The sequence below is a fragment of the Flavobacterium sp. T50_26 genome (genome assembly GCF_057652995.1).
The window spans coordinates 55,663-75,673 of record NZ_JBYFCC010000003.1 but is presented as its reverse complement, the minus strand read 5'-3'; the positions used below and the strand labels follow the sequence as shown (position 1 = coordinate 75,673).

The following is a 20,011-nucleotide window of genomic DNA, read 5'->3' as shown; positions in this document are numbered from 1 at the left end:
TTAAAAATTACTAAAAATGCCTAAAAATATCATACAATCGATTCGAAGAGAATATTTAAAATTTCATCTGAAGTTAAATCCGCAACAAAGTTTATTTTTTGGATTTTTTACCTATATGGTGTTAGGTTGGATTTTACTTTCTCTTCCGTTTTCACAAAAAATTTCAACGGGATTTCTCGACACTTTATTTACGTCAACTTCCGCACTTTCAACTACGGGTTTGGTGACGGTGAGTACATTTGACAATTACACGCTTTTTGGACAATTAATCATCTTAATTTTAATTCAAATAGGAGGGATAGGTTATATGACATTGACTACCTATTTTCTATTATCTACAACAAAAAGCTTAACGCATTGGCACGAAAAATTAATGAAAACCGAATTCATAATGCCAAGAGAATTCAAAATTCAAGATTTTTTAAAATCAGTCATTGTTTTCACTTTAGTGATGGAAACCATTGGAGCAATACTATTTTTTATCGCTTTTAAGATGGAAAATGTAGAAACCGGATTTGCCATTTGGAGCAGTATTTTTCATAGTGTTTCCGCTTTTTGTACAGCCGGTTTTGGTTTGTATAACAATAGTTTCGAAAGTTTTGCAACCCACGATTTTATCAATTGGATAATCATAATTTTATCCATTTCGGGAGCATTGGGATTCATTGTGGTTACCGATATTTGGAATTATTTCAGAAAAAGAACAAAGACAATTTCGTTTACTTCAAAAATGATTTCCGGAGGATTTTTCACTTTACTTTTTATCGCCACAGCCATTATTTTCATTTATGAACCTCTTTTAAAGAATTTTAGTTTTGGTGAACGACTTCAATTGGCATTTTTTCAAGCGATGACATCCATTACAACAGTTGGTTTTAATACGGTGGTGGTTGGAAATTTATCATTGCCGATTCTTTTAGTCACTTTCTTTTTAATGTATGTGGGAGCTTCACCTTCAAGTACTGCAGGAGGTATGAAAATAACGACCTTAACGGCTTTGATTTCCCTCATAAAAAGCAAATTACAGAATAATTCTAAAGTGACATTTATGCATCGTATTATTCCAAAAGACAGGTTGGATATTGCCATTTCAACGTTTATTTTTTATACAAGCATTTTATTTCTGAGTACATTTTTACTCACTTTTTCAGAAAACTTTACCTTTGAGAAAATACTATTTGAAACATTATCGGCGATGGGAACAGTTGGTTTGAGTATGGGAATTACCGGAAATTTATCCGATTTTGGAAAAATTGTAATTGTAGGCATTATATTTATTGGACGACTTGGCGTTCTCACATTTGGATTAGCACTTTTAGCAAAAAAACAACAAAAAGCACATAAAAATGAAGAAGATTTGGCAGTTTAGTTTATCGTTACTATTGATTTTTTCCTTGTCAGGAAAAGCACAAACAATCGACTCGTTGAAAATTGATTTTTCAGGATTTATAGAAAGTTATTATGCGTATGATTTTAATCAACCATCAGAAAACAAGAAGATTCCTTTTCTATACAATTACAATCGACATAACGAATTTAATATCAATAATGCTTTATTGCGAGTGAGAGCAAGTTATGAAAATGTCTATGCTTCTTTCGCTCTTCACGCCGGCACATACGTTGAAGATAATTATGCTGCCGAAGATATAAAATTGATCAGCGAAGCCATTGTTGGAGTTTATTTAGATGATAAAAGAAAACACGCCATCGAAATGGGAATTATGCCAAGTTATATCGGTTTTGAAACGGCTTCTTCATCTTCCAATTTGACATTGACTCGATCGATGTTAGCTGAAAATTCACCTTATTTTATGACAGGTATAAAATACCAATTTCAACCAAATGATAAATGGACTTTTGCCACACTTTTAACCAATGGTTGGCAACGAATTTCCAAACCTGACAAATCAGCTCTTCCGGCATTTGGTTCGCAAATTACATTTAAACCAACCGAAAATGCAACATTAAATTGGAGCACTTTTATAGGAGACGAACCAACTGAATTTGGTCTAAGAACACGTTATTTCAGTAATTTATATTTTGATTATCAATGGAATGAAAGTTGGCGAACCATTGCCGGTTTTGATGTTGGAATGCAGAAATCAACTGTAGGCGATACTTATGAAAATTGGTTCAGTCCGGTTTTTATCGCTCAGTTTTCTTTCAATTCTAAATGGCAAACTGCTTTTCGAACAGAATATTATCAAGATGAAAATAATGTGATAATTAATGTAAATGATTTAGGTTTCAAAACATTTGGAAATTCGCTCAATGTAGATTTTTTACCAACTAAATATGTAAAAATTCGAATGGAAGCTCGTTGGTTAAAGTCGCAAGAAGCTGTTTTTATCAAAGATAATCAACTGGTAGAAGATAATTTCTTTATTACGACAAGTATGAGTTTTGAGTTTTAATTGATTCACTTCTGTATTTGAAATATCTAAATTGATTAAATATTTCAAAAGGTCTTTCTTCATAAATCTGAAGTTTTATATAAATAGTGCGATTTTCATAATCAAAGTAAAGAAACTCTCCATTTGACAAGAATTTAATCTTTTCGTTTTTAATTTTATTCCAAAACATCTTTGGAGAATCATCAATTTTGATTCCGTCTTCGTCCAATACTATTTTAATATTTTTATCTTTTTTTAGATTGGAAAAGAATATACCGAATCCCATGATTATTAAACCAAAAAAAATCCATAAAATATTATTTTCATATATTCCATAAATAATCTCAACCGAAGAAACTAATAAAAAAATTAAGGATAATAGGTTGAAGTTTTTTAAACTTGCAGATATAGTGATTTTTTGATTAATTGGTAAATCTAAATAATAACTCTTATTTTGATTTTTTAATAATAGTTTTACATCATCCCATTTAATTCTATATTCATTTGTTATGAAAAGTAGATTTGGTTCTTCATCCTTTTTGTTTAGGGTTATTATTCCATAAAATAGTGCTTGTTCTATTAATTCATGTCCGTTGTTTGCTTTTTGAATATTTGATATAAACCAATAAGAAGAAGATAATAGATAATAAAAAAATGCTGAAATAGCAGAGACTGAAATTGATATTATTACGTTAATTTCCATTTTGTAAAGTAAAATGAATCCAAAAATGAAAAATAATATTGAACCATAAAAAACAATGATTCTACCCTTAAATATTATTTTGTCAATTTTAATCATTTAGAGGAAAATAGAAAAGAAGTATGGAAATAAGTTAACTAACAATCGGCCAAATTAACCCCAACCGCCAATCCACCTTCACTGGTTTCTTTGTATTTGGAGTTCATATCTTTGGCGGTTTCCCACATCGTATTGATTACTTTATCTAACGGAACTTTCGCGTTGTTTGCATCGGTTTCCAGAGCTAATTCAGCTGCATTAATCGCTTTTATCGCACCCATCGTATTGCGTTCGATACACGGAATTTGAACCAATCCGCCAATCGGATCGCAAGTCATTCCTAAATGATGTTCCATTGCAATTTCGGCAGCCATTGTCACTTGAGCAGGCGTTCCACCCATCAATTCACATAATGCTGCTGCTGCCATCGCACTTGAAACGCCAATTTCCGCTTGACATCCGCCCATTGCAGCAGAAATTGTAGCTCCTTTTTTGAAAATACTGCCAATTTCTCCGGCAACCAATAAAAATTGTTTGATTTCTTTTTCTCCGGCTTGATGATTTTCAATCACTAAATAATACATTAAAACGGCTGGAATTACACCGGCACTTCCATTGGTTGGTGCGGTTACAACACGACCTAAAGCGGCATTTACTTCATTCACCGCCAAGGCAAAACAGCTTACCCATTTTAGAATTTGACGAAACTTAACTTCAGTTTTTCTGATGGTTTCCAGCCATTCCTGTGGATTTGAATACGGGATTGTTCCTTTCAAACCTTCGTGCATATCAAACGCTCTTCGGCGAACATTTAATCCTCCGGGCAAAATTCCTTCGGAGTGACAACCTATGTAAATGCATTCTAACATCGTATGCCAAATTCGCATTAACTCGAGGTTAATTTCTTCTTCGGAACGCATCGATTTTTCATTTTCATAGACAATTTCAGAAATCGATTTATTTTCTTTTTTGCAATAGTCTAATAATTCATCTGCTTTTTGAATAGGATAGGGGAAGGCACATTTTATTTCTAATTTCTTCTTCGCATTTGTTCGTTCTTCTTTCACCACAAATCCGCCACCAATTGAATAATAGGTTTCACTAAATTCTTTATCATTAGTAAATAAAGTAAAAGTTAACCCATTGGCATGAAAAGGAAGAAAATTTCGATTGAAAATAATATCACTTTCAAAGTCAAAATCCAGAAGAATTTCATTTCCTAAATTAATTTTTTTAGAAGTTTTTACCGATTGAACAATCCCATCAATGTCAGCAATCGGAATGGTTTCCGGATCTTGACCGCTTAATCCTAAAATGACTGCTAAGTCGGTGGCGTGGCCTTTTCCCGTTAAGGAAAGAGAACCATATAAATCAACTTTGACTCTAATGGATTGATTCAGAAGGTTTTCTTCTCTGCATTCGGCTAAAAAACGTTCGGCAGCTCTCCACGGTCCGAGCGTGTGCGAACTCGATGGTCCAACACCAATTTTAAGCATATCAAAAACAGAAATACATTCTTCCATAACGCAAACGATTTAGTGAAGGCAAATATAGTGTTTTGTTTATTGCTTATTCAAACGACTTTCTTAAAAATAGAATTGAATAATTAACTTTTATTTATTAGTTTGTGAATTAAGTTTTCAGTTCAACCGTTCAAAAAATAAACTATATTTGACTTCTAATTTTTTTTAAAATGAATCGATGTTTCAACCTACTTCTATTTTTTGTCTGTTTAATTGGATTTTCGCAACCCAAATCACCTTCAGAATTTTTACCGAATTATGGAAAGCAAGTGACCTATTATCATCAAGTGGAAGCTTATTTTGATCAATTAGTTAAAAATTCAGATTGGATTCAGCATCAGAAATATGGTGAAACAACGCAGGAAAGAAATTTGAATGCCTATTATATTTCAACACCTGAAAATTTAAAAAACTTAGAAGAAATCCGAAAAAATCATTTGCATGAAATCGGACTTTTTCCAACCAAAAATAATTCAAAATCAAAAACCATTGTTTGGTTGAGTTTTAATGTGCACGGAAATGAAATTGGAGCGATAGAAAGTGCATTATCAGTGGCTTATGAATTAGTAAACCCAAATAATAAAGAAACAAAAAAGTGGTTAGAAGACATTATTGTTATTTTAGACCCTTGTTTAAACCCGGATGGTTTTTCGCGTTATGCCAATTGGCTTCGTGACGTTTCCGGCAAGAAAACACATCCCGGAGTTTCAGACCGAGAGCATATGGAACCTTGGCCGGGCGGAAGACAAAATCATTATGTGTATGATTTAAACCGCGATTGGGCTTGGCAAACACAATTGGAAACGCAATTGCGAATGGATTTGTATCATCAATGGATGCCGATGGTTCACGCCGATGTGCACGAAATGGGTTATAATGAACCATACTTTTTCCCACCTGCTGCAGAACCGTATCACGAACAAATTGCTCCATTTCAACGGGATTTTCACAAAAAAATAGGGGAGATTACTTCTAAAAAATTTGATAAAGAAGGTTGGATGTATTATTCCGGTGAACGATTTGATTTGTTTTATCCGAGTTATGGCGATACCTATCCTTGCTATAATGGAGCGGTTGGAATGACTTACGAACAGGGCGGAATTGGTGCAGGAAGAGCTGTTTTATTAAAAAATGGAGATGTTCTTACTTTGCAAGACAGAATAAATCATCATACCAAAGCAATTCTAACTGTGGTTGAACTTTCGAATGTTCAAAAAGATGTTTTGACGAAAGAATTTAGAGCTTATTTTAAAGATAATCGAACCAAACCAAAAGGAAAATACCAAACGTACATCGTAAAAAATAGTCCAAAAAATTTAGAACTTTCAGTTTTACTGAATCGAAACCGAATTGAAACTGCGTTTGCCGATGAAACGAAGAAGCTTTCAGGTTATCATTATCAATCCAACAAAGAGAAATCATTTACTATTGAACCGAATGATTTAATCATCAAAGTAGATCAACCAAGAGCGGTTTTAACGCAAGTTTTATTTGAACCACATCATAAATTAACCGATAGTTTGTCGTATGACATTACAGCTTGGTCGTTGCCATTGGCGTATGGCGTGGAAAGTTTTGGCGTGAAAGGAAATTTACCTGTTAAAACAAAAACAAGGTTAGATGTCAGTCCACCAGCGAAAGTTGCAAATGCTTATGCGTATTATATTCCTTGGAATAACAGAAGTTCAGCTCGTGTGTTGAGTTTATTGCATCAAGGAAATATCAAAGTTCGTTCGGCGAGAAAAGAAGTTTATTTTGGAGACTTAAAAGTAGAAAGAGGAGGTTTGATTGTAACTAAAGGAGACAATTCTAAAGTTCAGAATTTTGAAGAGACAATAGAGGGTTTAATACAAGAAAAATATGATTATGTTGCTCTTGAAAGTGGTTTTTCCAAACAAGGAGGAGATTTAGGTGGAGAGAATTATCCGTTGTTAAAAACACCAAAAGTATTGGTTTTAGGAGGAAGCGGAGTGAGCAATATCGACTTCGGACAAGTTTGGTTTTTTATGGATCAAGTGATTGAATATCCAATGAGTATCGTGGAAGTGCAGCATTTTAATCGAATTAAATGGACAGATTACAATACATTAATTTTGGCAGAAGGCTGGTATGGACTTTCCGATAATCAAAAAAAAGAGATAGATAGTTTTGTTTCCAATGGCGGAAAAGTAATTGCAATTGGCGAAGCGGTTACGCAATTTGAAGACAGAGAAGGGTATCATTTAACGAAATTTGCTACCGACGAAGAAAAGAATGAAGCCAAAAAAATGCAGGAAGAAGCAGAGCTTGCCGATCGTTTTTTGGATTATGAAAATAATGAAAGACGTTCGATTTCCGGTTATATTCCTGGAGCAATTATTGAAAATAATATTGACAGTTCGCATCCTTTAACATTCGGATTAGGTGAGAAATATTTTAGTTTAAAAACAACACAATCTAATTATAAACTTTTAAAAGGGGCTCAGAATGTAATTTATATTCCTAAAAATTACCAAAGTTTTGGATTCATTGGAAACAAATTAAAGAAGACACTACAAGAAACCGTTTCGTTTGCTGTTGATTATCACGGAAACGGAAAAGTAATTTATATGATTGATAATCCGCTTTTTAGAGGATTTTGGGAAAATGGAAATTTGTTGTTTAGTAATGCGTTGTTTTTGGTGGAGTAAAACGCTACAATAATGTCATAATGTCATATTTTTTCTGATACGTCAGTCAAAATATGACATTTTTTTTGAGTTTTCGGGCTTGGCATAATCCTTGTCATTTGCAAATCAAGTTTTGAAAAACGAATTTAAAAACAAGACATACAAATTAAAAAATTATGAGTAAAATAATTGGAATCGATTTAGGAACTACCAACTCTTGTGTATCCGTAATGGAAGGTGGAGAACCGGTAGTAATTGCAAATGCTGAAGGTAAAAGAACTACGCCATCTGTTATTGCATTTGTTGACGGTGGTGAAATCAAAGTAGGTGACCCTGCCAAGAGACAAGCAGTAACTAATCCAACCAAAACCATTGCGTCTATCAAACGTTTTATGGGTAATAAATATACTGAAAGTGCAAAAGAGGCTGGAAATGTAGCGTATAAAGTGGTAAAAGGTGACAACGATACGCCACGTGTAGATATTGATGGTCGTTTGTACACACCACAAGAATTGTCAGCAATGACACTTCAAAAAATGAAAAAAACGGCTGAGGATTATTTAGGTCAAACAGTAACCGAAGCGGTTATCACTGTTCCAGCTTATTTTAACGATGCTCAACGTCAAGCAACGAAAGAAGCGGGTGAAATTGCCGGTTTAAAAGTAATGAGAATCATCAACGAACCAACTGCTGCTGCATTAGCGTATGGTTTGGATAAAGCCGGAAAAGATCAAAAAATTGCCGTTTACGATTTAGGTGGAGGTACATTTGATATTTCTGTACTTGAATTAGGTGATGGTGTTTTTGAAGTATTATCAACTAACGGAGATACTCATTTAGGTGGAGACGATTTTGACCAAGTAATCATCGATTGGTTGGCAAATGAATTCAACAGCGAAGAAGGTATCGATTTACGTAAAGATCCAATGGCTTTGCAACGTTTGAAAGAAGCTGCTGAAAAAGCGAAGATCGAATTATCATCTTCTACACAAACAGAAATCAACTTGCCTTATGTTACGGCTACAGCTAGTGGACCAAAACACTTGGTAAAATCATTAACGAGAGCTAAATTTGAGCAATTGGCAGAAAGTTTAGTAAAACGTTCAATGGAACCGGTTGTAAAAGCATTAAAAGATGCTGGTTTATCAACTTCAGATATCGACGAAGTAATCTTAGTTGGAGGTTCAACAAGAATTCCAATCATCCAAGAACAAGTTGAAAAATATTTTGGTAAAAAACCATCAAAAGGTGTAAATCCTGATGAGGTTGTGGCAATTGGTGCTGCTATTCAAGGTGGTGTTTTAAGTGGTGATGTAAAAGATGTATTGTTATTAGACGTTACGCCTTTATCATTAGGAATTGAAACAATGGGAAGTGTAATGACAAAATTAATTGAGTCGAACACAACCATTCCAACCAAAAAATCACAAGTTTTCTCTACAGCTGCGGATAACCAACCATCGGTTGAAATTCACGTGTTGCAAGGAGAAAGACCAATGGCAAATGACAACAAAACAATTGGTCGTTTCCATTTAGACGGAATTCCGCCGGCTCCAAGAGGTGTTCCACAAATTGAAGTAACGTTTGACATTGATGCGAATGGTATCATCAAAGTTTCTGCAACAGATAAAGGAACCGGAAAATCGCACGATATTCGTATCGAAGCTTCTTCAGGATTAACGCCGGAAGAAATCGAAAGAATGAAAAAAGAAGCAGAAATCAATGCAGAAGCTGATAAAATCGCAAAAGAAAGAGTGGATAAATTGAACGAAGCAGACGGAATGATTTTCCAAACTGAAAGTCAATTAAAAGAATACGGCGATAAATTGTCAGATGCGAACAAGCAACCAATTGAAGCTGCGTTAAGCGAGTTGAAAGCTGCGTATGAAACAAAAGACATCGCAACAATTCAACCTGCATTAGACAAAATCAATGAAGCGTGGAAAAATGCTTCAGAAGAAATGTATAAATCACAAGACAATCAAGGTGCTCAACAAGCTCAGCCGCAAGCCGATGCAAGTGGAGATCAAACACAAGATGTTGATTTTGAAGAAGTGAAGTAATTCACATTCAAATTTATATAGAAACCGAGTTAGTAATAGCTCGGTTTTTTTTATTTTTTTACTCAAAATTATTATAGAAACTTTAATTTGAATGGAATTTATTTCTTTCATACCTTTACAAAAACTAATTTTATGTCAACCATTTTAGCCTTTGCAGGAAGCAATTCTTCCACTTCAATAAATCATCAATTAGTAACTTATTTAACTACGCAATTAAGAGAAACTTCGTTTGAATTGTTTAAATTATCCGACATGGATTTAATCGTTTATAGTGAAGACGAACAACGAGACAATGGTTTTCCATCGTCAATTAATCAAATTTATAAACATATTCAAGCTTCTGAAGGTTTGTTAATTTCAGTGAATGAACACAACGGAAATCCATCAGCTTTTTTTAAAAATGTGATCGATTGGTTGTCGCGTTTAGATAGAAAATTTTTAGAAGGAAAGAAAATATTTTTATTAAGCACTTCAAACGGTGCTCGCGGCGGAGTAGGTTCATTGGAAGTAACTAAAAATATGCTTCCACGTTTTGGTGCAGAAATAGTTGATACGTATTCTCTTCCATCATTCAAAGAAAATTTTTCTATTGAAGAAACGAAAATCACCAACGATGAAATTAAAAATGAAATTTTAGAGAAACTTCATCAATTTGAAATAGCATTAAAATAATTTTCATTCAAAAATGCTAAGAACATCAAAAGTCTTTTCTGTTGAAAATCCTGAAATCTTCAAACAAAAATTGTTGATTTGGGGTAATCAGTTCAGAGAAGTTGTTTTTTTGGATACCAATAATTATCATCAAAACTATTCTAATCATGATGCGGTTTTGGCCGTGGATGCTTTTACTTCCATCAAAACCGATTATTTCAACGCGTTTGAAGACTTACATCAATACCAAACTCATACCAAAGATTGGTTGTTCGGCTATTTGTCGTATGATTTAAAAAATGATACAGAAGCTTTAAAATCTAAGAACTTTGACGGTTTAGAATTTCCGGATTTGTTTTTCTTTCAACCTAAAAAGTTGTTTTTTTTGAAAGATAATCAAGTTGAAATACAGTATTTGAATTTATGTGATGATGAAATGGATGACGATTTTTCCGCAATTATTACTACGAATTCAATTTGCGACTTTGCGACTTTGCCAGAGATTAAAATCCAGCAACGCATTTCAAAAGAAGCCTATCTTCAAAAAGTTTCTAAAATGCTTGAAAAAATTCATCACGGCGACATTTATGAAGCCAATTTTTGTATGGAATTTTTTGCCAAAGACACAACAATTAATCCGATTGAAATTTATCAAAAGCTCAACGCCATTTCACAACCACCTTTTGCCGTTTATTTCAAGAATAATCATCAGTTTTTACTTTCTGCTTCGCCTGAAAGATATCTAAAAAAGGAAGGAACTAAAATTATTTCACAACCCATTAAAGGAACAGCCCGTCGTGTTTTTGATATTGAATTAGACGAACAATCCAAAGCCGAATTAGCCGTAAATCCTAAGGAACGTGCCGAAAACATTATGATTGTCGATTTGGTTCGAAATGATTTATCCAAAACTGCCACAAAAGGTTCGGTAGAAGTAGAGGAATTATGCCAAATTTATACGTTTAAACAAGTCCACCAACTAATTTCTACAGTTATTTCTCAAGTAGAAAATACGACTTCTCCGATTGAAATTATCAAAACTACTTTCCCAATGGGAAGTATGACCGGTGCTCCTAAAATTTCGGCAATGAAAATCATCGAAGAGTTGGAAGAAACAAAACGTGGTTTATACAGCGGAGCAATCGGCTATTTTTCTCCTGAAGGAGATTTTGATTTTAATGTTGTAATTCGAAGTATTTTATACAATTCAAAAAATCAATATTTGTCTTTTTCCGTGGGAAGTGCCATTACTTCCGAAGCAACTCCGGAACGCGAATATGAAGAATGTTTGTTGAAAGCAAAGGCAATGTTTGAGGTGCTGAATTAGTTATGCGATTTCAAATTAAATTTTATGTATTTTCAAAATAAAATCTATGTAATTTCAAAATAAATTTTATGTAATTTCAAAATAAAGTATTTGTATCTTCAAAATAAATTTATATATTTGTTTTATAATTAGAGTTTTATGCCTGTAAATAGAAAAATAATTGAACAACTAAAAATATATAAAACGAAATATCCAATTCTAGCTTTAACCGGGCCTAGACAATCTGGAAAAACAACTTTATTAAAAGAACTTTTTCACGATTATACCTATTTAAGCTTAGAAAATCCGGATTTAAGAGCTTTTGCTGAAAATGATCCAAATGGTTTTTTTGAAAAGTATAGTCAATTTTGCATTTTTGATGAGGTACAACGAGTGCCACAATTGTTTTCTTATTTACAAACGATTGTTGACGAGAAAAAAATTATGGGACAATTCATTTTGTCGGGTTCGCAAAATTTTCATTTGATGAAGAATATCACACAAAGTTTAGCCGGTCGAGTTGCTCTTTTTAAGTTGTTACCTTTTGATTTTGGCGAACTCCATTCAGCGAATTTAATGGAAGATGATTACACCAAAGCGATGTTAAAAGGATTTTATCCTGCAATTTATGACCGTTCAATTCCGTCGCAAGTGTTTTATTCAAATTATATTCAAACCTATGTAGAACGAGATATTACTGAGTTAGTAAACATTCGTGATATGCGAACTTTTCGTGTTTTTTTGAGTTTGTGTGCTTCTCGTGCCGGACAGTTATTGAACTTAAACTCATTGGCAACCGAATGTGGAATTACGCAACCCACAGCAAAAGCTTGGATTTCATTATTAGAAAGTAGTTACATCATTTTTTTGTTGCAACCCTACCATAAAAATTTTGATAAACGCGTCATCAAAAGTCCGAAGATATATTTTTATGATACTGGTTTACTCTGTCATTTGTTGAAAATAAAAGATACCGATCAAATAAAATTTAATTCATACAAAGGAAATTTATTTGAAAATATGATTGTTGGCGAATATGTTAAGCAAAATTTTCATCAAAATAAAATGGAAGAATTGTGGTTTTGGAGAGATTCCAATGGTCACGAAGTAGATTTGATTCGTCAAGATGATGATTTGTTGAATGTGATCGAAATTAAATCAACCAAAACAGTTACAACCGATTTATTTAAGGAAATTACATATTTTGAGAACTTAGCCAAAGATGAAATTAAGTCAAAAAGTTTGGTTTATGCCGGAGATGATAATCAAAAACGAACAAATGTTAACGTACTTTCGTGGAATCAAATGAAATAAGTACTTTTGAAAAATGTTATCCAAATTCCAAAAAAATATCGACATTAATTTTCCTTTTCTTCAAAAGGCGAAAATTCTAATCGCGGTCAGTGGCGGTTTGGATAGTATGGTTTTGTTACATTTAATTTCAAAAACGAAAATAGAATTTGCTGTTGCTCACTGCAATTTTCAACTTCGCAGTGACGAAAGTGATGAAGATGAAGATTTTGTGAAATCCTTTTGCCAAGAAAATTCCATTCAAGGATTTTTTCAAAAATTTGATACAAAGCAATTTGCCTATGATGAAAAATTATCGATTCAAGTCGCAGCTAGAAAGTTGCGATACGAATGGTTTTATGAATTATTAGTCACTGAAAATTTCGATTTTGTTGCCATCGCTCATCATTTAGACGATCAATTGGAAACGTTTCTAATCAATTTTTCTCGTGGAACCGGTTTGGATGGATTAGGCGGAATTCCATCCCAAAATGATAAAATAATTCGTCCTTTATTGTTTTTTTCCAGAGCAGAAATTGAAACTTTTGCAAACGAAAATCAGTTGAAATGGAGAGAAGATTCCAGTAATGCTTCTGATAAATATATTCGGAATAAAATCCGTCATCACGTTGTTCCGATTTTAAAAGAATTGAATCCGAGTTTTTTAGATTCATTTGAAAATACCATTCAAAACCTCAATCAAGCTCAATCGATGGTGGATGATGCTTCGCGAATTGTGTATCGAAAAGTAGTGCAAGATCTTGATAATCAGAAGATAATTAATTTAAATGAATTGTTGCAACTTCCTAATTATCAAGCGTATTTGTATCAGTGGTTGATGCCTTTCGGATTTTCAGCTTGGCCAGACATTTATGATTTAGTGGAATCTCAATCGGGAAAACAAATTTTTTCGGAGCATTTCAGATTAGTGAAAGATAGAGAAACACTGATTATTGAACCAAAATCTGATAAAATTTTTGATGAATATTTGATTAATGAAAATCAGTCTGAACTTAATTTTCCCTTAAAATTGCGGTTTTGTAATGTAAGTGACATAACTATATCCGATTCAAAAACTATCTTTGTTGATGCAGATGCGTTAAAGTTTCCTTTAAAACTTCGAAAATGGCAAGAAGGTGATTATTTTTACCCTTTTGGAATGAATGGAAAAAAGAAGTTGAGTAAATTTTTTAAAGACGAAAAATTTTCCATCATCGATAAAAAAAATGCTTGGCTTTTATGCTCTGAAAATCAAGTTGTTTGGCTTGTTGGAAAGCGAATGGACGACCGATTTAAAGTAACCGAAAACACACAAACTATCATAAAAATTCAATTAGTATAATGAAGAATTTATTTTTTACGCTACTCTCCTTTTTTGTAATCACCATTACGCAAGCACAAATTTTAGATCCGGTAAAATGGAAAACGTCCATCGAACAAAAATCGGAGACGGAATTTCTATTAAAATTTGATGCAACAATAGAGAAAGATTGGCACATTTTTTCACAATTTACGCCGGATGGTGGTTCATTACCTTCGGTTTTCATTTATGAAGATGTAAAAAATAATTATCAACTTATCGGAAAAACAACAGAAAGTAAATATAAAAAAGTTTACAGCGATGTTTTTGAAGTAGATGAATATATGTTTGAAAATTCTGCTCAGTTTCAGCAATTGGTAAAAGTGACAAATCCTGCTTTAAAATCAATAAAAGTTGAGGTAGAATACCAAGCTTGTTTGGAACAATGTATTCAGCAGTTTAAGAATTTTGAATTTAAATTACCTTTGAAAGAAGGAGCTGCAGTTGCTATTGAACCTGTTGATACACTTTCTGCAACAAATGATGATGCAAAAGAAAAATTAGCCTCAAAAGAATTAAAGACAGAAATTGATAAGGAAACAAAAAAAGAAGAGCAAAAAGGTCTTTGGACCATATTCATTATCGCTTTTTTCTCTGGTTTTGCGGCCTTGTTAACTCCTTGTGTTTTTCCTATGATTCCAATGACAGTGAGTTTTTTTACAAAACAAAGTAAAGACAGGTCGAAAGGAATTAAGAATGCCATATTCTACGGACTTTCAATTATTGTAATTTATGTAACGTTAGGTTCCGCTATCACAGCAATTTTTGGAGCTGATTCATTAAATGAGTTATCAACTAGCGTAGCATTTAACGTCATTTTCTTCGGATTATTAGTCTTTTTTGCTGCGTCATTTTTAGGAGCTTTTGAAATCGTTTTACCAAATTCTTGGGCCAATAAAGTAGATCGTCAAGCGGATAGAGGAGGAATCATTGGTATCTTTTTTATGGCATTAGCGTTAGCAATCGTATCATTTTCTTGTACCGGACCAATTGTTGGAACGCTGATTGTGGAAGCCGCTTCCAAAGGCGGAATTGCTCCAATTGTGGGGATGTTAGGCTTTTCATCAGCCATTGCTTTACCATTTATGTTGTTCGCATTATTTCCGGGTTGGATGAATTCCTTACCAAAATCAGGTGGATGGTTAAATACCGTAAAAGTGTCACTTGGTTTTTTAGAATTAGCTTTTGCGTTTAAATTTTTATCAAATGCCGATTTGGTTTTACAATTACATTGGTTTGAAAGAGAAACCTTTTTAGCGATTTGGATTGCCGTATTTGGAGCTTGGGCATTGTATTTATTTGGTAAATTGACGTTACCGCACGATAGCCCACTCACACATATTTCCGTAGGAAGATTATTTATGGGATTGTTTGTGTTGAGTTTTACAATTTATATGATTCAAGGACTTTGGGGTGCTCCGTTAAAGATAATTTCCGGTTTTCCGCCACCTTTACATTACAGTGAGAGTCCAAATGGATTTGGTGGCATTGGAATTTCATCAGAATTAGGAGCTTTGCCAAAAGGAGCACATTCCGGACCGCACGGAATTATGGCTTTTCACGATTATAAATATGGTTTGGCTTATGCAAAAGAAGTTAACAAACCCATTTTACTTGACTTTACAGGATACGCTTGTGTCAATTGCCGTAAGATGGAAGATTATGTTTGGTCTGATACAAAGATTCTTTCAATCTTGAAAAATGAAGTGGTTTTAATTTCTTTATATGTTGATGACAAAAAAGAATTAGCCGAAAACGAAAAATATGTTTCTAAAGAAACAGGTAAAAAAATCAAAACAATTGGTAATAAATGGAGTGATTTTCAAATTACCAAATACAAAGCCAATGCTCAACCATATTATTTGATTTTGGATACAGATGGAAACACAATTTCAGATGAACCGGCGAGTTATGATCCTGACATCGATTTATATGAAAAATGGTTGCGAAACGGAATTGACAAGTTTGTAAAATAATAAGAAGGAGCCTAAAAAGCTCCTTTTTTTAATCAACTATTTTTTCAATATAATCAGAATTCAAAAGTTGTAAAGCTCCCATGTATCTCACTTTAAAAGAGATTAAATCGCCAACAGAATAGTGATTTTCAGAATTTGAAATATCAACGACCAGCATATCCGAACTTGCATCCACGATAGTGATATTTTCATCTTCAGTCTCCAAATATTGAGGTTGCATATCTAATAAACCAATGTCTAATATGGCTCGAAGTGATGTTCCGCCTAAATCGTCAATGTTTGCAATTGAAAATGAATTTCCAGCTACATTTTCGCCTAATTCACCATCAGGAACATTCGGTTTTTGAGTGATTTCAATGATTTCGGCATACAATTTAAATACATCGTTATGCATATTTTCAATGGTATCTCCCGTAAATAAATCTTTCCCAAAAAATAGAGCTTCACCAATTCTAAAATGATTCACCGCCATCGGTCTTGCATTCTTTAAAATCAAAGGAACTGCCACCGAAGTTCCGCCCGAAACCCAAGGAATAGAAACGTTGAATTTGGCTTCAATCAATTGTTTGTATAAACTCAGCTGAATCAATTTGTCTTGCGTTGGCATCACACCACTCAAACAATTTAAGTTAGTTCCAATTCCGCGAACTTCGATGTTTGGCATTTGCAAAACTTCGCCATAAAATTGGATTAATTCTTCTCCCATCACACCTTCACGTAAATCGCCCATTTCAATCATAATAATGATTTTATGGATTTTATTTTGTCTAATTGCTTCTTCTGAAAGTAGTTTGATGGTGAAAATTTCGGTGTTAAAACTCACATCGGCAAATTCAACAATTCGTTTGATACTTAACTTTGCCGGCGGTTTGATGTAAACGGTTTGAATTGATGGATTTAGTTTTTTAACTTTTTTTAAATTACTGATTCTAGAATCGTGAATTTCAGTTGCACCAAGAGCAATTAACTCTTTCAAATAGATTACATTTCCACACAATAATTTGGAAACAACACCCCATTCTATATTTCTGGATTTAAATAAATCGTCCAGAAAACTATAATTTTCTTGAAGTTTTGATCGATATAATTTGATAAATGCCATTATATTAAAATTTTTCTGGGAATTGATTTTGAAATTCTCGTCAGTAATTCATAATTCAATTGATTACTGTTTTCACTAAACGAAGCAACCGAAACATCAATTTTTTCTTGGCTTCCGATGAGAATTACTTCATCGCCAATTTGGATGGAAGGAATATCTGATACATCCACGAGCATCATATTCATATTGACCGTTCCAACCACAATACATCGATGCTGATTGATGATAACTCGACCTTTGTTGCTCAGTGAACGACTGTAACCGTGAGCATAACCAATTGGAATGGTGGCAATTTTCATTTTTTCTTTCGCCATAAAACTTGTGCCGTAGCCAATGAATTCGCAAGCATCAATTTTTTTTATACTCATCACTTGACTTTTCCACGAGATTACTCGTTTTAAAGGATCAATTTTCTTCTTTTTGGAGGAAATATAACTGGCAAAAACTTCAGGACTTGGCCATAATCCATATTGCATAATTCCGATGCGAACCATATCCATTCTGGTTTCCGGAAACATAATTGAAGCAGCTGAACAAGCAGAATGTTTTATTTTTGGGATTAAATTTTTCACACAGAAAAAAGCATATATTTTTTCAAATCGCTCAATTTGTTGTTTCACTCTAAAGTAATTTGACATACTTTCTGCTCCTGCAAAATGTGTGCATAATCCTTTAAATACGATATGATTTTCTTCTTTTTTTAGTAAAGAAATTAAGCTGTTTAATTCATTTTGAACAAAACCGGTTCGATTCATTCCGGTTTCAACTTCAATGTGAACGATGGCTTTTTTGTTTAATTTTTTACTGATTTTAATGGCTGAGTCTAATCTTTTTTTATCAAATACAAAAAATTCAATTTCATTTTGAATAACCCATTCCATCAGTTCATCCGAAATAAATCCCATAATCAAGATGGTGACTTTTTTAGGAAGTTGTTTTTTAACAAGTTGAGCTTCGGCAACATCAAAAACAGAAAAATGTGAAACACCACATTTGCGAGCCATTGTGACAAATTCTTCAATGCCGTGACCATACGCATTTCCTTTTACAACAGAAGAAAGAATGACGTTTTTGCCATACATTTTCTTTAGAAAAACTAAGTTATTTTGATATGAATCAGAATTAAGTTCTATAACCGAATTAGTGTGCATTATTGATTTCTTTACTGATTTGATGAAATAATTTTACGCCGGTTGAGATAATTTCATCCGGAAAATCATAATCCGAATGATGCAAAGCCGGAGAATCTTTTCCAGCTCCAAGTCCAAACATCGCTCCATTATAAAGTTGTGTGAACAATCCAAAATCTTCGCCCCAACTAAAAGGAGTATCTTTTTCAAGTACATTTAATCCTAAAATTTTTGTAGCATTTTTGATGAAATTGTTTGCATCAGCATTATTTTCATTGGCTTGAAAAGATTCCGTCCATTTAATTTTATATTCTAATTGATGATTTTTTGCAATTTCTTTGGTCAAGTTTTCCAATTCTTTTGAAAGTTTTTCCATTTCTCTATTTGTTTGACAACGAATGGTAAAATGAACTTCGCCTTTCCCAGCCGAAACTCCATACGCTTTTTCACCTAACGAAATGTAAATAGGAGTAAGGATTGAAAAGTTAGGTTTCGATTTATCCATTTGATTTTTTTTATCAAATTTTTCAATAATCGATGCAATTGCCAACGCCGGATTAATGCCATTTTCAGGTTTGGCAGCATGAGCAATTTTGCCTTTTAATCGAATAATCATACTTTTCACAGCACACGAGAAAGTACCGTCTTTCACAACAATTTGATTTTTTGTAAAACCGGGTAAGTTGTGCAAAGCAAAAACATAATCGGGTTTGTACTTTTTAAAATTATCATCATTGGCTACTTTTTCTGCACCGGAACCATTTTCTTCGGCAGGTTGAAACAATAAAATTACGTTTCCTTTTTCCGGTCGTTGATGATGTAATTCGCTCGCCAATCCGCACAAAATAGCCATATGACCATCGTGTCCGCATTTGTGCGAAATAGTATTTTTTACAGATTTATGTTCAAATGAATTTGTTTCTTTAATAGGTAACGCATCCAATTCACATCGAAATAAAATTGATTTTCCTTCTTCAGCACCTTTGTAAACAGCAATAATTCCTGTTCCGCCCACATTGGTTTGCATTTCATCTGGTGGATATTGTTCTAAAAATGAAACAATTCTTTTTGCAGTTTCTATCTCTTTTCCTGACAATTCAGGATTTTTATGTAGTTCTTTTCGAAAACGAATAAGCGATTCCAGTCGTTGGTTTAAATTTTCCATAACGATTATTTGGTTAACCTCATTTCTAAATATTTGTTGGTAAAACCCAACTTTTTATACAAATGAAAAGCCGGATTATCGGGTTCAACGTGCAGTGCAATGGAACCTGTGGTGGAATCAATTGCTTTTTGCATTAATTTTTTTCCGTAACCTTTTCCGCGTTGCGAATTATCAACAGCGATGTAAACTAAAATATTTTCCGGAATATAATCTTTCATACCGGTGTTGTTCAAAATAACGACACCAACAATTTTATTTTCGTCTAAACCAATAACGATGGTGCCGCCTTTGGATGGATTCATCACATAGTCGATGCATTTCAAAATATCTTCCGTTTTATCGCCATATTGTTCCAGATGAGTGAATAAAAATTCAGCAATAACTTTTGGAGAATAAGTTGGATGATTTCCTGTTTGAGCGGTAATGAGTTTAAATTCCATAATTCATTTCTATTAAAAATTCAAAGACAAATTGCTTTTATATTTTTTTTAAATTTGATTATTTATGCCGTAATTGGGATTTTCCCAAGGCAGATGAACAGATAAAACTGTTGCTTGATTTTAAGAAGATTTCCTTCGTTGGAAATCAAAAATTTGGATTAGTAGAATGAATGAAAATAGCAATACGTTAATCCAAACAAATCAATTTGATGGTTGCAAAGGTAC

At 33.3% G+C, this 20,011-nt stretch carries 15 protein-coding genes; 9 read left to right on the top strand and 6 right to left on the bottom strand.

Features of this window, described 5'->3' with window-relative positions; all coding sequences use genetic code 11:
• The first annotated feature begins 16 nt into the window (after window positions 1-16).
• Together AC23MC_RS02535 and AC23MC_RS02530 are read left to right on the top strand one after the other, a co-directional pair.
• Complete coding sequence (locus tag AC23MC_RS02535; RefSeq protein ID WP_487566861.1) at window positions 17-1,369, top strand: TrkH family potassium uptake protein; 1,353 nt, start codon at window positions 17-19, stop codon at window positions 1,367-1,369.
• Window positions 1,347-2,414, top strand: coding sequence for a porin (locus AC23MC_RS02530; RefSeq protein ID WP_487566860.1), 1,068 nt, complete (start codon window positions 1,347-1,349; stop codon window positions 2,412-2,414). The genes AC23MC_RS02535 and AC23MC_RS02530 overlap by 23 nt, the downstream gene beginning before the upstream one ends.
• On the opposite strand, the gene AC23MC_RS02525 is transcribed toward AC23MC_RS02530, so the two are convergent.
• Both AC23MC_RS02525 and AC23MC_RS02520 read right to left on the bottom strand, forming a co-directional pair.
• On the bottom strand, window positions 2,386-3,096 hold the full coding sequence (locus AC23MC_RS02525; protein WP_487566859.1) for a hypothetical protein: 711 nt from the start codon (window positions 3,094-3,096) through the stop codon (window positions 2,386-2,388). The two genes, AC23MC_RS02530 and AC23MC_RS02525, sit on opposite strands and share 29 nt — an antisense overlap.
• Window positions 3,097-3,230: 134 nt before the next feature.
• Window positions 3,231-4,655: an L-serine ammonia-lyase gene (locus AC23MC_RS02520; RefSeq protein WP_487566858.1), complete on the bottom strand. Its 1,425-nt coding sequence runs from the start codon at window positions 4,653-4,655 to the stop codon at window positions 3,231-3,233.
• Window positions 4,656-4,825: 170 nt separating this feature from the next.
• On the opposite strand from AC23MC_RS02520, the gene AC23MC_RS02515 reads away from it, so the two are divergent.
• The 7 genes from AC23MC_RS02515 (at window position 4,826) to AC23MC_RS02485 (ending at window position 15,949) form a co-directional block, all read left to right on the top strand.
• Complete coding sequence (locus tag AC23MC_RS02515; RefSeq protein ID WP_487566857.1) at window positions 4,826-7,324, top strand: M14 family zinc carboxypeptidase; 2,499 nt, start codon at window positions 4,826-4,828, stop codon at window positions 7,322-7,324.
• Window positions 7,325-7,479: 155 nt separating this feature from the next.
• Window positions 7,480-9,366 (top strand): molecular chaperone DnaK, encoded by a 1,887-nt coding sequence (gene dnaK / locus AC23MC_RS02510; RefSeq protein WP_487566856.1) that lies wholly within the window; start codon window positions 7,480-7,482, stop codon window positions 9,364-9,366.
• A gap of 132 nt (window positions 9,367-9,498) precedes the next feature.
• Window positions 9,499-10,038, top strand: coding sequence for an NADPH-dependent FMN reductase (locus tag AC23MC_RS02505; protein WP_487566855.1), 540 nt, complete (start codon window positions 9,499-9,501; stop codon window positions 10,036-10,038).
• Between the two features lie 13 nt (window positions 10,039-10,051).
• The gene (locus tag AC23MC_RS02500) at window positions 10,052-11,344 is read left to right on the top strand and encodes an anthranilate synthase component I family protein (RefSeq protein WP_487566854.1); all 1,293 of its coding nucleotides are present in this window, start codon (window positions 10,052-10,054) and stop codon (window positions 11,342-11,344) included.
• Window positions 11,345-11,482: 138 nt separating this feature from the next.
• The gene (locus tag AC23MC_RS02495) at window positions 11,483-12,637 is read left to right on the top strand and encodes an ATP-binding protein (protein ID WP_487566853.1); all 1,155 of its coding nucleotides are present in this window, start codon (window positions 11,483-11,485) and stop codon (window positions 12,635-12,637) included.
• A 13-nt stretch (window positions 12,638-12,650) separates the two neighbouring features.
• Window positions 12,651-13,955 carry a tRNA lysidine(34) synthetase TilS gene (tilS, locus tag AC23MC_RS02490; protein WP_487566852.1) on the top strand — a complete coding sequence of 435 codons (1,305 nt, stop codon included), beginning with the start codon at window positions 12,651-12,653 and terminating at the stop codon, window positions 13,953-13,955.
• Window positions 13,955-15,949 (top strand): protein-disulfide reductase DsbD family protein, encoded by a 1,995-nt coding sequence (locus AC23MC_RS02485; protein ID WP_487566851.1) that lies wholly within the window; start codon window positions 13,955-13,957, stop codon window positions 15,947-15,949. The genes tilS and AC23MC_RS02485 overlap by 1 nt, the downstream gene beginning before the upstream one ends.
• Window positions 15,950-15,977: 28 nt before the next feature.
• Here AC23MC_RS02485 and AC23MC_RS02480 read toward each other — a convergent pair whose 3' ends face one another.
• Genes AC23MC_RS02480 through AC23MC_RS02465 form a run of 4 tightly spaced genes read right to left on the bottom strand, consistent with a single transcriptional unit; the run spans window position 15,978 to window position 19,786 of the window.
• Window positions 15,978-17,051 carry an alanine/ornithine racemase family PLP-dependent enzyme gene (locus AC23MC_RS02480; protein WP_487566850.1) on the bottom strand — a complete coding sequence of 358 codons (1,074 nt, stop codon included), beginning with the start codon at window positions 17,049-17,051 and terminating at the stop codon, window positions 15,978-15,980.
• Window positions 17,051-18,202, bottom strand: a complete 1,152-nt coding sequence (alr, locus tag AC23MC_RS02475; protein WP_487566849.1) for an alanine racemase — start codon at window positions 18,200-18,202, stop codon at window positions 17,051-17,053. Before alr ends, AC23MC_RS02480 begins: the two co-directional genes overlap by 1 nt.
• Entirely contained in the window at window positions 18,192-19,346 is a 1,155-nt protein-coding gene (locus AC23MC_RS02470) for an amidohydrolase (protein WP_487566848.1), read from the bottom strand. The genes alr and AC23MC_RS02470 overlap by 11 nt, the downstream gene beginning before the upstream one ends.
• 5 nt (window positions 19,347-19,351) lie before the next feature.
• Window positions 19,352-19,786, bottom strand: a complete 435-nt coding sequence (locus AC23MC_RS02465; RefSeq protein WP_487566847.1) for a GNAT family N-acetyltransferase — start codon at window positions 19,784-19,786, stop codon at window positions 19,352-19,354.
• Window positions 19,787-20,011: the final 225 nt, after the last annotated feature.

What these genes read in the sequence shown, in the direction of transcription:
- AC23MC_RS02535 (WP_487566861.1), top strand. Translation starts at nt 17, where the DNA reads ATGCCTAAAAATATCATACAATCGATTCGAAGAGAATATTTAAAATTT.
- AC23MC_RS02530 (WP_487566860.1), top strand. Translation starts at nt 1,347, where the DNA reads ATGAAGAAGATTTGGCAGTTTAGTTTATCGTTACTATTGATTTTTTCC.
- AC23MC_RS02525 (WP_487566859.1), bottom strand. Translation starts at nt 3,096, where the DNA reads ATGGAAATTAACGTAATAATATCAATTTCAGTCTCTGCTATTTCAGCA.
- AC23MC_RS02520 (WP_487566858.1), bottom strand. Translation starts at nt 4,655, where the DNA reads ATGGAAGAATGTATTTCTGTTTTTGATATGCTTAAAATTGGTGTTGGA.
- AC23MC_RS02515 (WP_487566857.1), top strand. Translation starts at nt 4,826, where the DNA reads ATGAATCGATGTTTCAACCTACTTCTATTTTTTGTCTGTTTAATTGGA.
- dnaK (WP_487566856.1), top strand. Translation starts at nt 7,480, where the DNA reads ATGAGTAAAATAATTGGAATCGATTTAGGAACTACCAACTCTTGTGTA.
- AC23MC_RS02505 (WP_487566855.1), top strand. Translation starts at nt 9,499, where the DNA reads ATGTCAACCATTTTAGCCTTTGCAGGAAGCAATTCTTCCACTTCAATA.
- AC23MC_RS02500 (WP_487566854.1), top strand. Translation starts at nt 10,052, where the DNA reads ATGCTAAGAACATCAAAAGTCTTTTCTGTTGAAAATCCTGAAATCTTC.
- AC23MC_RS02495 (WP_487566853.1), top strand. Translation starts at nt 11,483, where the DNA reads ATGCCTGTAAATAGAAAAATAATTGAACAACTAAAAATATATAAAACG.
- tilS (WP_487566852.1), top strand. Translation starts at nt 12,651, where the DNA reads ATGTTATCCAAATTCCAAAAAAATATCGACATTAATTTTCCTTTTCTT.
- AC23MC_RS02485 (WP_487566851.1), top strand. Translation starts at nt 13,955, where the DNA reads ATGAAGAATTTATTTTTTACGCTACTCTCCTTTTTTGTAATCACCATT.
- AC23MC_RS02480 (WP_487566850.1), bottom strand. Translation starts at nt 17,051, where the DNA reads ATGGCATTTATCAAATTATATCGATCAAAACTTCAAGAAAATTATAGT.
- alr (WP_487566849.1), bottom strand. Translation starts at nt 18,202, where the DNA reads ATGCACACTAATTCGGTTATAGAACTTAATTCTGATTCATATCAAAAT.
- AC23MC_RS02470 (WP_487566848.1), bottom strand. Translation starts at nt 19,346, where the DNA reads ATGGAAAATTTAAACCAACGACTGGAATCGCTTATTCGTTTTCGAAAA.
- AC23MC_RS02465 (WP_487566847.1), bottom strand. Translation starts at nt 19,786, where the DNA reads ATGGAATTTAAACTCATTACCGCTCAAACAGGAAATCATCCAACTTAT.